The 12272-nt window shown below is 72.6% G+C and carries 11 protein-coding genes and 2 pseudogenes; 9 read left to right on the top strand and 4 right to left on the bottom strand.

Features of this window, described 5'->3' with window-relative positions:
* Window positions 1-55 precede the first annotated feature (55 nt).
* Complete coding sequence (locus ACYUED_RS09760) at window positions 56-814, top strand: tetratricopeptide repeat protein (RefSeq protein WP_491294198.1); 759 nt, start codon at window positions 56-58, stop codon at window positions 812-814.
* Between the two features lie 46 nt (window positions 815-860).
* On the opposite strand, the gene ACYUED_RS09755 is transcribed toward ACYUED_RS09760, so the two are convergent.
* The gene (locus ACYUED_RS09755) at window positions 861-2153 is read right to left on the bottom strand and encodes a DUF1015 domain-containing protein (RefSeq protein ID WP_491291879.1); all 1293 of its coding nucleotides are present in this window, start codon (window positions 2151-2153) and stop codon (window positions 861-863) included.
* A gap of 72 nt (window positions 2154-2225) precedes the next feature.
* On the opposite strand from ACYUED_RS09755, the gene ACYUED_RS09750 reads away from it, so the two are divergent.
* From ACYUED_RS09750 to ACYUED_RS09740, 3 genes and pseudogenes are all read left to right on the top strand, one after another.
* Window positions 2226-3254 carry an HAD hydrolase-like protein gene (locus ACYUED_RS09750; RefSeq protein ID WP_491291878.1) on the top strand — a complete coding sequence of 343 codons (1029 nt, stop codon included), beginning with the start codon at window positions 2226-2228 and terminating at the stop codon, window positions 3252-3254.
* A gap of 102 nt (window positions 3255-3356) precedes the next feature.
* Window positions 3357-3593: pseudogene (locus ACYUED_RS09745) on the top strand (iron chelate uptake ABC transporter family permease subunit); the annotation flags it as partial.
* Between the two features lie 145 nt (window positions 3594-3738).
* Window positions 3739-4579, top strand: a pseudogene (locus ACYUED_RS09740) (ABC transporter ATP-binding protein).
* On the opposite strand, the gene ACYUED_RS09735 reads toward ACYUED_RS09740, so the two are convergent.
* Window positions 4563-4910, bottom strand: a complete 348-nt coding sequence (locus tag ACYUED_RS09735; protein ID WP_491291877.1) for an SCP2 sterol-binding domain-containing protein — start codon at window positions 4908-4910, stop codon at window positions 4563-4565. The pseudogene ACYUED_RS09740 and the gene ACYUED_RS09735 overlap by 17 nt on opposite strands.
* Before the next feature lie 42 nt (window positions 4911-4952).
* Here ACYUED_RS09735 and ACYUED_RS09730 point away from each other — a divergent pair, with 42 nt between their 5' ends.
* The 4 genes from ACYUED_RS09730 (at window position 4953) to recN (ending at window position 8852) form a co-directional block, all read left to right on the top strand.
* A complete protein-coding gene (locus ACYUED_RS09730; protein WP_491291876.1) occupies window positions 4953-5261 on the top strand; it encodes a hypothetical protein in 309 nt (102 codons plus the stop codon).
* A gap of 7 nt (window positions 5262-5268) precedes the next feature.
* On the top strand, window positions 5269-6084 hold the full coding sequence (locus ACYUED_RS09725; RefSeq protein WP_491291875.1) for a TlyA family RNA methyltransferase: 816 nt from the start codon (window positions 5269-5271) through the stop codon (window positions 6082-6084).
* Window positions 6081-6986 carry an NAD kinase gene (locus ACYUED_RS09720; protein ID WP_266511738.1) on the top strand — a complete coding sequence of 302 codons (906 nt, stop codon included), beginning with the start codon at window positions 6081-6083 and terminating at the stop codon, window positions 6984-6986. Before ACYUED_RS09725 ends, ACYUED_RS09720 begins: the two co-directional genes overlap by 4 nt.
* Before the next feature lie 147 nt (window positions 6987-7133).
* Entirely contained in the window at window positions 7134-8852 is a 1719-nt protein-coding gene (recN, locus tag ACYUED_RS09715) for a DNA repair protein RecN (protein ID WP_491294197.1), read from the top strand.
* Here recN and ACYUED_RS09710 read toward each other — a convergent pair.
* Entirely contained in the window at window positions 8849-9055 is a 207-nt protein-coding gene (locus ACYUED_RS09710) for a hypothetical protein (protein WP_491291874.1), read from the bottom strand. The genes recN and ACYUED_RS09710 overlap by 4 nt on opposite strands.
* A 376-nt stretch (window positions 9056-9431) precedes the next feature.
* Between ACYUED_RS09710 and ACYUED_RS09705 the strand changes: the two genes are divergently transcribed.
* The gene (locus ACYUED_RS09705) at window positions 9432-10568 is read left to right on the top strand and encodes a glycosyltransferase family 4 protein (RefSeq protein WP_491291873.1); all 1137 of its coding nucleotides are present in this window, start codon (window positions 9432-9434) and stop codon (window positions 10566-10568) included.
* On the opposite strand, the gene ACYUED_RS09700 is transcribed toward ACYUED_RS09705, so the two are convergent.
* A complete protein-coding gene (locus ACYUED_RS09700) occupies window positions 10565-12220 on the bottom strand; it encodes a PucR family transcriptional regulator (protein WP_491291872.1) in 1656 nt (551 codons plus the stop codon). The genes ACYUED_RS09705 and ACYUED_RS09700 overlap by 4 nt on opposite strands.
* Window positions 12221-12272 lie beyond the last annotated feature (52 nt).

Here is a 12272-nt window from a genome sequence, read left to right as displayed (position 1 = left end):
TGGTGGCGGACGGTTCCGTGACGAGCGGGATCGTGACCGTGAGCCGATCAAGCGGCTGCCCATCCCCGAGGACGTCACCGGCGAGGAGATCGACAAGGACGTACGGCAGGAGCTGCAGAGTCTGCCGAAGGGGCTCGCGGAGGACGTCGCCAAGAACCTGGTGATGGTCGCTCGGCTCATCGACGAGGACCCCGAGGGTGCCTACGGCTACTCCAAAGTGGCGCTGCGTCTGGCGTCGCGTGTCGCCGCGGTGCGTGAGGCGGGTGGGTTCGCCGCGTACGCGAACCAGAAGTACGCCGAGGCGCTTGCCGAGTTCCGGGCCGCGCGGCGCATGTCCGGCAGCGCGGAGCTGTGGCCCGTGATGGCCGACTGCGAGCGTGGGCTCGGGCGGCCGGAGAAGGCGCTGGACATGGCCGGGGCGCCCGAGGTGCAGAGGCTGGACAAGGCCGGGCAGGTCGAGATGCGGCTCGTCGCGGCCGGCGCCCGGCGCGACATGGGGCAGCTCGACGCGGCCATCGTGACGCTGCAGAGCCCCGAGTTGGCCTCCAACTCGCTGCAGCCGTGGACCGCGCGACTGCGGTACGCGTACGCCGACGCGCTGCTCGCCGCCGGTCGCAAGGACGAGGCGCGGGAGTGGTTCGCGAAGGCCGTCGAGGCCGACAAGGACGGCAGCACGGACGCCTCTGACCGGCTTGCCGAGCTGGACGGTGTGGAGTTCGTCGACGCCTTCGAGGAGAGCGACGAGGCCGAGGCCGAGGTAGAGGTCGCGGCTGAGGACGACGGCGAGGTCGAGGTCGAGGACGACAAGGACTGATCCGGGTGTGAGGGGCGGGGCCGTGTGGTCCCGCCCCTTTCGCATGTCAGAGGTCCAGTGCGCGCAGCACCAGTCCCGAGGCCGGCTTCGGGCCGAACGACGTCGACTTGCGGGGCATCGTCACTCCCTGGCGGGCCAGGTCGCGGACGACCTCCTCGCGGACCGGGTGCATCAGGACGGCCGTACCGCCGTCACGTTCCGCCTTCTCGACCGTGGCCGCCGTGTCGTGGATGTACGCGATGTGGGCCGGGGAGTCCTCGGGGATGTGCCAGACGTGGTCGAGGAGCGTGGAGTGCAGGACCGTCGCGTCAAGGGTGCGCCAGGCGGCGGGGCGGTCGGCGGGGATCGTACGGGCCAGGAGGTCCGGGTCGGGGCGGTCGACCAGGTGGAAGGCGCCGTCGCCGGCCAGCAGGAAGGCGTTGCCCGCGCAGGCGCTGTCCGCGAGCGCGGCCAGGGCTTCCGACAGCGGCACGGGCAGGTGACGTATCCGGAAGAGGCCCTCCATCGCGGCGAGTGCGTCGGCGACCGGCAGGCCGTGCAGGAGGCGGTGGATGGCGCGGACGCGCAGGGGGTAGCGGGCCGTGTCGACCAGGAGGACGAGGCCGTAGTCCCAGGCGCTGGGGGAGGTGTGCTCACCGCGAAGGCGGCGGTACGTCGCCCAGCGGTGGTGGCCGTCGGCGATCAGCGCCTGGTGCCGGGCCAGGTCGGACTGGATGCGGTCGAGGGCGGCCGGGTCGGTGACCGACCACAGGCGGTGGCTGAAGCCGTCCTCCGTGGTGGTGGCCAGGAGCGGGGGCCGGGCGGCGACCTGTTCCACGACGTCTCTCGCGGCCGACGCCGAGCCGTTGCCGCGGTAGGTCAGGAGCAGGGGTTCGAGGTTCGCGGAGGTGGCGCGCATCAGCGCAGCCCGGTCGGCGACCACATGCGGCATGACGTCCTCGTGCGGCAGCACCACGCCCTCCGAAGGATCCGAGACGCGCAGGGCGCCGATGATGCCGCGCTGCAGCATTCCGTTGCCGTCCTGCTGCTCGTAGACGTACAGGCCCGGTTGTGGGTCTGCGGCCAGTACGCCCTCCGACAGCCAGCGGCGCAGGGTGTCGGCGGCCTGTTCGTTGCGCGCGGTGGGCGTGGTGGCCTGCGGCAGGATCAGGCGGACGATGTTGTACGGGTCGGCGGACTGGAGGTGGTGCAGGCCGTCGGGGCGTACGACGACGTCGTACGGAGGGGACGTCACGGCGGCCAGGCTGCCGACCCGGTCGGGGTCGTAGCGAAGGCCTCGGAACGGGGTGAGTTCCAGGCCTCGGCGCGCCGTTGGTTCCGAGTGACCTGCTGTGTTCATCCCGGCATCGTACGTGTGTCAGAGGCGTGAGGGATGATCGAGGGAAAGCCGTCGAGCGAGGAGCGATGTGGAATGAGCCAGAGCGTCAGGACGAGGCCCGAGGGCAGTGGCCAGGCCCTGAGCGAGGCGTACGACACGGCGCTGCTCGATCTGGACGGGGTGGTGTACGCCGGGGGCAACGCCATCGCGTACGCGGTCGAGTCGCTGGCCACCGCCCGGGCGGGCGGGATGCATCTCGCGTACGTCACCAACAACGCGCTGCGGACGCCGGACACGGTGGCCGATCACTTGACCGAGCTGGGGATCCCGACCGGCGCGGATGACGTCATCACCTCCGCGCAGGCGGTCGCCCGGCTGATCAGCGAGCAGGTGCCGGCGGGGGCGCGCGTGCTGGTGATCGGCGGGGAGGGGCTGCGGGTCGCGCTGCGGGAGCGGGGGCTTGAGCCCGTCGAGTCGGCGGACGACGATCCGGTGGCGGTCGTGCAGGGCTACGGAGGGCCCGAGTTGCAGTGGGCACGGTTCGCCGAGGCCTGCTTCGCCATCGCGCGCGGGGTGCCCTGGTACGCGTCGAACACCGACCTGACGATTCCGAGCGCGCGCGGGATCGCGCCGGGCAACGGCGCGGCGGTGGAGGTCGTAAGGATTGCGACCGGGGCCGAACCGCAGGTCGCGGGCAAGCCGTTGCCGCCCATGCACCGCGAGACGATCCTGCGGACCGGTGCCGAGCGGCCGCTGGTGGTCGGGGACCGGCTGGACACGGACATCGAGGGCGCGTTCAACGGGGAGGTGGACTCGCTGCTCGTCCTCACCGGCGTCACCGACGGCGCGCAGCTGCTCGCCGCGCCGCCGCAGCACAGGCCCACGTATGTCGACGCCGATCTGCGCGGGATGCTGACGGGACAGCCCGAGGTCAGCGAGGCGGGAGAGGGTTTTCGGTGCGGCGGCTGGACGGCGACCGCGGGCACGGACCAGCTGGAACTGGACGGTGACGGCGAGGCCCTGGACGGACTGCGGGCGTTGTGCGCGGCGGCCTGGACGGCTGCCGGTGAGGGGGTGTGCAAGCTGGACGCGGGGAAGGCGCTGGCACGCCTGGAGTTGTGAGCCGACCCGCATGGCGGGCGGGGAGCGGGGAACCTGTGCGTCGCATGGCCGCCGCGACCGGGGATCGGGCGCCAAGGCGAGGTTAGGCTAACCTAACCATGTGTCGCCATCCATCTGCTCGCCTGGAAGCAGGGCGTGCACGGTTACCGACCGGTCCTGGTCGGTATCGGCGTCTCCGCGATCGTCACGGCCGTCAACGGCTATCTGCTCAGCGTCTCCGACATCGTCGACGCCACCCGCGCGGTCGTCTGGATGACCGGGTCCCTCAGTGGTCGCGACGGGGACCAGGTCCGGCCGCTGCCCGGGCTGTGCGCCGTGCCCGTACCGCTCGTCCTCGCACCGGAGTGCTCGGCGGCGTCTACCTGCTGTGGCTGCTGGTCACCGAGCGCAGGGCGGGCCGGATATGAGTGCCCACGGCACCACCGTCGGCGGGCCGAACAATCGAGCAGACCGGACAACGGGGCCGAACAACCAAGGGAGCACCGTGAACCGGCTGTCCGCCGAGAACGTCACCCTCGCCTACGACCAGCGGGTCATCGCCGAGCAGCTCGCGGTGGAGATTCCTGACCACTCGTTCACCGTGATCGTCGGGCCCAACGCGTGCGGCATGTCGACGCTGCTGCGTGCCCTGTCGCGGATGCTGAAGCCGAGCCGGGGCCGGGTGCTGCTCGACGGGCAGGTCATCCAGTCGATACCGGCGAAGAGGGTCGCGCGGACGCTGGGCCTGCTGCCGCAGTCGTCGATCGCGCCCGACGGGATCACCGTCGCCGACCTGGTGAGCCGCGGAAAGTACCCGCACCAGGGCGTTCTGTGCCCGTGGTCGACGGAGGACGAGCGGGTGGTGCAGGAGTCGATGGCGCAGACCGGGGTCGCCGAACTCGCCGATCCGTATGCCGACGAACTGGCGGGAGGGCAGCGGCAGCGCGTGTGGATCGCCATGGCGCTCGCCCAGCAGGCCCCGCTGCTGCTGCTCGACGAGCCGACGACCTGCCTCGACATCCAGCACCAGATCGACGTCCTCGACCTGTGCGCCGAGCTGCACGAGGAGCAGGGGCACACGCTGGTCGCCGTACTGCACGACCTCAACCACGCCGCCCGGTACGCCACCCACCTGATCGCGTTGCGCGAGGGGCGGATCATCGCCGAGGGCGCCCCGAAGGACATCGTCACGGCCGAACTGGTCGAGGAGGTCTTCGGTCTGCGCGCGCTGCCAGGTCATCGACGACCCGGAGACGGGGACACCGCTGGTGGTGCCGGCAGCGCGGCGGGCGCGGGCGGAGGCGAGGGCCGATCTCGGGAAGATGGCTGCTACAGAAGCTTTCTGAGCTGGAGCAGGTCGCGCAGGCCGGCCTCCAGCTTCACCCGGCCCGAGCCCCAGGCCCTGGCGAAGTTCAGCTCGCCGTCGACCAGCGCCACCAGGTCGTCGCCCGCCATGGTCAGTCTGATCTGGGCCTTTTGGGGCGGTGGCCCCTGGATCGTGTCGTGCACCACGATCCGGCCGCCGGTGAGCCGGCCCATGAAGGTGACGTCCAGGTCGGTGATCCGGCAGCTCACCGAGCGGTCCAGGGCAGCGGCCGTGCGGACGTCCCCTTCGGCGTGCTGCATGTTGTCCGAGAGCTTTTCGAGTGCGGCGCGGCACTCCTCGATCGTGGCCATCGCGATCGACGGTACCCCAGGGCTTCGGGGTAGCGTCTGGGCATGAGCGACACAGTGCCGGAGGGCGTGGCTCCCCAGGAGCCGGTGGTCGAACCCGCGTACGACCCTGCCGCCCCCGCCCCGCTGAACGTGCCCCGGCCCCCCACCGGCAACGCCGACGTGGACGCCCAGCTGCAGCGGCTCACCGACGCCGACCACCTCGCCACCGACGGGCATCTCGAGGTGTACGAGGATGTACACCGGGGGCTGCGCGACGCGCTCACCGCGCTCGACGCCCGCCCGGGACCTCCGGCGCCCTCACCGACGTATGACACGAGGGCGCCCTCACCCTCGTACGGAAAGAGGAGCTGAACCGAACGTGGCAGGAGTCGCACGCCGCCGGCTGGACGCGGAGCTGGTCCGCCGGAAGCTCGCGCGCTCGCGTGAGCATGCCGGCCAGCTGATCGCGGCCGGACGGGTCACCGTCGGCAAGACCGTCGCGACCAAGTCCGCCACGCAGGTGGAGACCGCGGCGGCGATCGTGGTCACGGCCGACGGCAGCGATCCCGACTACGTGTCCCGGGGTGGGCACAAGCTTGCGGGCGCGCTGCAGGCGTTCGTACCCCAGGGGCTCGTCGTCGAGGGACGGCGGGCGCTCGACGCCGGCGCCTCCACCGGCGGCTTCACGGATGTCCTGCTCCGCTCGGGGGCCGTACACGTCGTCGCCGTCGACGTCGGATACGGACAACTCGCCTGGACTCTTCGCAGCGATGAACGCGTCACCGTCAAGGACCGTACGAACGTACGCGAGTTGACGCTTGAAGAGATCGATGGGGAGCCTGTGGATCTTGTCGTGGGGGATCTGTCCTTCATCCCGCTCGGGCTGGTTCTGCCCGCTCTGGTGCGGTGCGTGAAGCCGGACGCAGACCTGGTGATGATGGTCAAGCCGCAGTTCGAGGTGGGGAAGGAACGACTGGGGAGCGGGGGAGTCGTACGGAGTTCGCAGCTGCGGGCGGAAGCCGTGCGGGGTGTGGCCCACAAGGCGTGGGAACTCGGGCTCGGGGTGAAGGGTGTCACCGCCAGTCCGTTGCCCGGACCATCCGGGAATGTCGAGTATTTTCTGTGGCTGCGGGCCGGGGCACCCGAACTGGACCCGTCCGATGTTGACCGTGCAGTGGCGGAGGGGCCGCGTTGACACAGAACCGAGCTCGTACTGTTTTCCTGCTCGCCCACACGGGGCGGCCGGCGGCCATCCGCAGCGCCGAACTCGTGGTCAAGGGGCTGCTCCGCGAGGGCATCGGCGTGCGCGTCCTGGAGTACGAGGCCGCCGATCTGCCGCTGCCCGAGGAGGTGGAGCTGGTCAAGGAGGCCACTCCGCAGTGCCTCGACGGGTGCGAGCTGCTCATCGTGCTGGGCGGTGACGGGACGCTGCTGCGCGGCGCCGAGTTCGCCCGGGCCTCCGGGGTGCCGATGCTCGGCGTCAACCTCGGGCGCGTCGGATTCCTCGCGGAGGCCGAGCGGGACGATCTCGACAAGGTCGTCGACCGGGTGGTGACGAAGGCGTACGAGGTCGAGGAGCGGATGACCGTCGACGTCGTCGTTCACCGCAACGGCGACATCGTGCACACGGACTGGGCGCTGAACGAGGCCGCCGTGCAGAAGGTCTCCGCCGAGAAGCTCCTCGAAGTCGTCCTGGAGATCGACGGACGGCCGGTCACCGGGTTCGGCTGCGACGGGATCGTCCTGTCGACGCCGACCGGGTCCACGGCCTACGCGTTCTCCGCGGGCGGGCCCGTGGTGTGGCCCGAGGTCGAGGCGTTGCTGATGGTGCCGATCTCGGCGCACGCGCTGTTCGCGAAACCGTTGGTGACGTCGCCGGACTCCGTGCTCGCGGTGGAGGTCCTGCCGCACATTCCGCCGGGTGTTCTGTGGTGCGACGGACGGCGCACGGTCGAGCTGCCGCCGGGGGCCAGGGTCGAGGTGCGGCGAGGGGCCGTGCCGGTGCGGCTGGCCCGGCTGCATCACGCGTCGTTCACGGACCGGCTCGTGGCGAAGTTCGCGTTGCCGGTCTCGGGGTGGCGCGGGGCTCCGCACTAGGGCCCGGTCGCCCTGGGAAACCTCCACCCGGCCGGGTGATAATGCGCGGCCGATGCACATTCGTCACCTGCACCTTCACACAACGAGCCCGGGGGCCGTCGCACTCCCCGGTGCCGACCTCGTAAGGTCGTAGCCGTGCTGGAAGAGATGCGGATACGGTCGCTCGGAGTCATCGACGACGCGGTCGTCGAGCTGTCGCCCGGGTTCACTGCCGTCACCGGTGAGACGGGTGCGGGCAAGACCATGGTGGTCACCAGCCTCGGGCTGCTGCTGGGTGGGCGGGCGGACCCGGCGCTCGTGCGGATCGGGGCCGGGAAGGCGGTCGTGGAGGGGCGGATCGCCGTTCCCCCGGGCGCCTCGGCCGTCCTGCGCGCCGAGGAGGCCGGGGCCGAGCTCGACGACGGGGCGCTGCTCATCAGCCGTACCGTTTCCGCCGAAGGGCGGTCCCGGGCGCATGTGGGCGGGCGCAGTGTGCCGGTCGGGCTGCTCGCCGACCTTGCCGACGACCTCGTGGCGGTGCACGGGCAGACCGATCAGCAGGGGCTGCTGAAGCTGTCCCGGCAGCGGCAGGCGCTCGACCGGTACGCCGGGGACGCCGTCGCCGGGCCGCTCGCGAAGTACGGCGAGGCCTACCGTCGGCTGCGGGCCGTCTCCGTCGAGCTGGAGGAGATCGTCACGCGCGCGCGTGAGCGGGTCCAGGAAGCCGACATGCTGCGCTACGGGCTCGACGAGATCGCGGGTGTCGAGCCGCGCGCCGGGGAGGACGTCGAACTGGCGGAGGAGGCGGAGCGGCTCGGGCACGCGGAGGCGCTGTCGTCCGCCGCCACGGCCGCCCACGGGGCGCTCGCGGGCAACCCCGAGGACCCCGAGGGCATCGACGCCGCCACGCTCGTCGCGGGGGCCCAGCGCGCGCTGGACGCCGTACGGTCGCACGACCCGTCGCTGGCCGCGCTCGCCGACCGGATCGGGGAGATCGGGATCCTGCTGGGCGACGTGGCCGGGGAGTTGGCGGGGTACGCCGACGATCTGGACGCGGATCCCCTGCGGCTGGCGGCGGTTGAGGAACGACGGGCCGCGCTCGGGGCGCTGACACGGAAGTACGGCGAGGATGTCGCCTCGGTGCTGGCGTGGGCCGAGCAGAGTGCCACGCGGCTGACGCAGCTGGACGGTGACGACGAGCGGATCGACGAGCTGACCGCCGAGCGGGACGCCTTGCGTACCGAACTGGGCGGACTGGCCCAGGCGTTGACGGATGCGCGGGCGGAGGCGGCGGAGCGCTTCGCGGCCGCCGTGACCGCGGAGCTCGCCTCGCTGGCCATGCCCCACGCGCGCGTGTCGTTCGAGATCCGGCAGACCGAGGATCCGGAGGGCGTGGAGGTCGGCGGTCGTACCGTCGCCTACGGCCCGTCCGGAGCCGACGAGGTCGAACTGCTGCTGGCCCCGCACCCGGGGGCGCCGCCGCGGCCCATCGCCAAGGGCGCGTCCGGTGGTGAGCTGTCGCGCGTGATGCTCGCCGTGGAGGTCGTGTTCGCGGGGACGGATCCCGTGCCGACGTATCTCTTCGACGAGGTCGACGCCGGCGTCGGCGGCAAGGCGGCGGTCGAGATCGGGCGGCGGCTTGCCAAGCTCGCCAAGTCCGCGCAGGTCGTGGTCGTGACCCACCTTCCGCAGGTGGCCGCGTTCGCCGACCGGCAGCTCCTGGTCGAGAAGACGAACGACGGGTCCGTGACGCGGTCCGGCGTGAAGGTGCTGGAGGGCGAGGAGCGCGTGCGCGAGCTGTCCCGGATGCTGGCCGGCCAGGAGGACTCGGAGACGGCCCGGGCACACGCGGAGGAGCTGCTGGCCACGGCTCGGGCGGACGGCTAGCGCGGGCAGTATGCGCGGGGGCGTCGACTCGGCTGCTGCGCCCGGGCGCCGGCGCGGAACTGGCGGCCGTCGCGATGGGCGCCGCCGCGGCCGTCCTGCCCGACGACCTCGGCGAACGCGCGATGCTGGGTGGCACCGGGGCACACGCGCTCGGCGCGCCGCTCGGCGCCGTCGTCGTCGCGGGATGGGGGTCCCCCGCTCAAGCGGAGCCGAGAGTGGGGGAGGACGCGCCGGCCTCCTCGCCCACGCCGCCGCCCTCGTGGCCGCAACGGCGTACGGCGACAAGGTGAGCGAGGCGGCGAAGGCGTGGTGATCGATCTCGTGAGAGGTGTCACGGCCGACTTGCCTCGAAGACATTCAGCACCCCCATCCCGCACAGAAACCGCCCCTTCTCACTCGTGTGAGTGACCAACCCCACGGCCCTGCCGCCCCCGCGCCGCCGCCACGTTGCCGGAACACCCGTGCGTGCTGGCATCCTTGGCGTAGTACGTGGAGGAAAGCGCGCGGTTCACCCCCTCCGCCCGATCCTTCTGTACTTTCTTCGTGACCGCCCGACGCCGAACCAGGAGCCCCGGCCACGTGAGCCCCGTGAGCAGCCACTCACCGCACGGCCAGTCGTCGCTGCGCACCGTGCAGGTGCTGGGCGGCGGCAACGCCGGCAGCAGCGCCCATGTGCGTTCGCTGGCTTCGGGGCTTGTCGCGCGGGGCGTGCGGGTCACCGTGTGCGCCCCCGACGAGGCCGATCGCACCTACGACTTCACGGGAATCGGCGCCGAACACGTGCACGTGCCGCGCAGCAGCGATCCGGGATCCGTGGCCGCGCTGCGGGAGGCCTGCAAGGACGCCGACCTCGTGCACGCGCACGGGCTGCACGCCTCCTTCCGCGCCGTGCTCGCCCTCAGCGGGCGGCGGACCCCGCTCGTCGTCACCTGGCACAACCGCACGCAGGCCGAGGGCGCGCGGGCGCATCTGCTGCGTCTGCTGGAGCGAAGGGTGGTGAAGGCCGCCACGGTGGTCCTCGGCACCACCTCGGACCTCGTGGACCGGGCCCGCCGGACCGGAGCACGGGACGCACGGCTCGCCGCCGTCGCGATGCCGGGACCGCGCCGGTCCGCCGAGCAGGAGGACCCCGAGCGGATCGGTTCCAAGATCCGGGCCGAACTCGGCTCCACCGGACGCCCGTTGCTGATGGCCGTCGGCTCGCTCGACCGGCATCGCGGTTACGACACCCTGCTGGACGCCACGCGTACGTGGCGATGCCTCGACCCCGTGCCGCTCGTGGTGATCGCGGGGGAGGGCCCGTTGCGCGCCGATCTGCAGCGCCGTATCGAGGACGAAGGGCTGCCGGTCCGGCTCATCGGACGGCGTGACGACATCGCCGACCTCCTCGCGGCGGCCGAGCTCGCGCTGCTGCCCAGCAGTTGGGAATCGCGTTCCGTGCTCGCGCAGGAAGCCCTCCATGCGCGCGTGCCGCTCGTCGCCACCCGCGTCGGCGGCATCCCCGAACTCGTCGGCGACGCCGCCGAACTCGTCCCGTACGGCGACGCGGAGGCCCTCGCCGACGCCGTCGCCGGTCTCCTCGGGGATCCGGAGCGCCGCGAGCTGCTCAGGGAGAAGGGCACCCGGCAGGTCGCCACCTGGCCGAGCGAGGACGAGACCGTGGCCCAAGTGCTGAGCGTCTACGACGAGTTGACCCAGCACCGGCCGTTCGCCTAGGGGACGTGCCGGCGCGCTCGCAGAGCCAGGCTCAACGCCAGTACCGTCTGCGGGTCGTCGAGGTCCGTGCCGAGCAACTCGCCGATCCGGGCGAGGCGGTTGTAGAGGGTCTGCCGGTTGAGGTGGAGCTCGCGGGCCGTCTCCGCCTTGCGGCCCGCGTGCGCCAAGTACGTCTCCAGGGTGGGCAGAAGGGGCGGCCGGGAGCGGTTGTCGTGGTCGCGCAGGGGCCCGATCGCCCGCTCCACGAAGGCCGCCAGGTCCGGATGGTCGCGCAGACGCCACAGGAGCAGGTCGATGTCCAGGCGGCGGGCGTCGTACCACGTCCGGTCCGACAGGCCCTGCGCCGCCGTCGCCGTCTCCGCCGCGTGCCGCATTCCCGCCGACGCCGCCGCCCAGCCGCCCGCCACCCCGACGACCACCACCGGCGGCTGCGCCCCGGGCCGCTGCATCCCGGCCCGCTCCACACCCGCCCGCAGCGCCGCCGCGACCCGGTCCGCGACCGCCGACCGCTCCGACTCCGAACGCAGGCCCAGCAGCACCGGGACCCGGCCCTCGACAGGTCGTACGCCCAGCAGGACCGGAACCCCCACCGAGGCCAGCTCCTCCGCGACCGCGCGCGCCAGCACCGCCCAGCCCCCGCCCGGTGACACGGTGTCGCCCAGCCGCATCACGACCGGCAGCAGCGGACCGTGGCCGGGCTTGAAGCCCAGCACGCGGGCCTGCGCGGGCGCGTCCTCCGCGGCGATACGGCCCTCGGCGAGATCCGTGAGGAAGTCACCGCGGCCGCGCGCCGCCAGCTCCTCCTCCTGGCGCGCCTGCATCAGGACCACGGCCAGGATGCCGGCGGCCCGTTCGGCCGCGATCCGGTGCACCGGGGCCAGCGGGGCCCGTACGGGGAGGAGGACCAGGCGTGCCCGTACCGACCCCGACCCCGCTCCGCCCCCGGGAACGTCCACGAGGGCCGACCCCGACGGCGGCGGGCCGTCCTTGTGCTGGCCGCGCAGCCCCTCCCACACCTGGAGCGGGTCGGCCCCCTCCGGACCGGCGCCGGCCGCGTACAGCAGTTGGCCGTCCGTGGTCTCCAGGAAGACCGGGTTGCCGCTGAAGTCGGCCAGGATGCCCAGCACCTGGGGCACCCCACCGCCGCCGAGCAGGGCCTCGGTACACCGTCGGTGCACCTCCTCCGCCTGCTGCAGCAGCGCGTAGTGGCCGTTGACGATCTCGGTGTGGACCTCCTCCGTGACCGCCACGAAGGGCACCTCGCGGTGCAGCTGGACCAGCGGGAGCCCCGCCGAGCGGGCCGTGTCGACGAGCGCGGCGGGCAGGCGCGTGAAGCGCGGGCCGAGTTCCACGACGAGGGCCGCGATGCCCCGCTCGGCCAGGGTGCGGACGAACGCCCGCTGGTCGGCCGGCCGGGTCCCGAGGCCGTACCCCGTGGTCAGCAGCAGTTCGCCGCCCTTCAGCAGCGAGGCGATGTTCGGCACCTCGCCCGCGTGCACCCAGCGCACGGTGCGCTGCAGCCGGTCGGCGCCCGCGAGGACCTCCGGCAGCCCGCTGCGCAGGCCGGGCAGCTCCAGCGCCCGCTGAACGGTGATCCCCGCGCCCTGGGTGTCGAATCTGCTGCCCGCACCGCTGTCCGTACTGCTGTCCATGAGCCGGACGCTACCTGCGCCCGCGCCTGTGGGACATCTCCGGGCGGGGTTG

It is taken from the genome of Streptomyces sp. DF42, from assembly GCF_058267695.1.
The sequence above is the reverse complement of the archived record's forward strand: the minus strand, read 5'-3'. Positions and strand labels throughout refer to the sequence as shown.

Excerpts from the sequence above, each read along its gene's own strand:
- ACYUED_RS09755 (WP_491291879.1), bottom strand. The coding sequence starts at position 2,153 with ATGAACACAGCAGGTCACTCGGAACCAACGGCGCGCCGAGGCCTGGAA.
- ACYUED_RS09750 (WP_491291878.1), top strand. The coding sequence starts at position 2,226 with ATGAGCCAGAGCGTCAGGACGAGGCCCGAGGGCAGTGGCCAGGCCCTG.
- ACYUED_RS09735 (WP_491291877.1), bottom strand. The coding sequence starts at position 4,910 with ATGGCCACGATCGAGGAGTGCCGCGCCGCACTCGAAAAGCTCTCGGAC.
- ACYUED_RS09730 (WP_491291876.1), top strand. The coding sequence starts at position 4,953 with ATGAGCGACACAGTGCCGGAGGGCGTGGCTCCCCAGGAGCCGGTGGTC.
- recN (WP_491294197.1), top strand. The coding sequence starts at position 7,134 with ATGCGGATACGGTCGCTCGGAGTCATCGACGACGCGGTCGTCGAGCTG.
- ACYUED_RS09700 (WP_491291872.1), bottom strand. The coding sequence starts at position 12,220 with ATGGACAGCAGTACGGACAGCGGTGCGGGCAGCAGATTCGACACCCAG.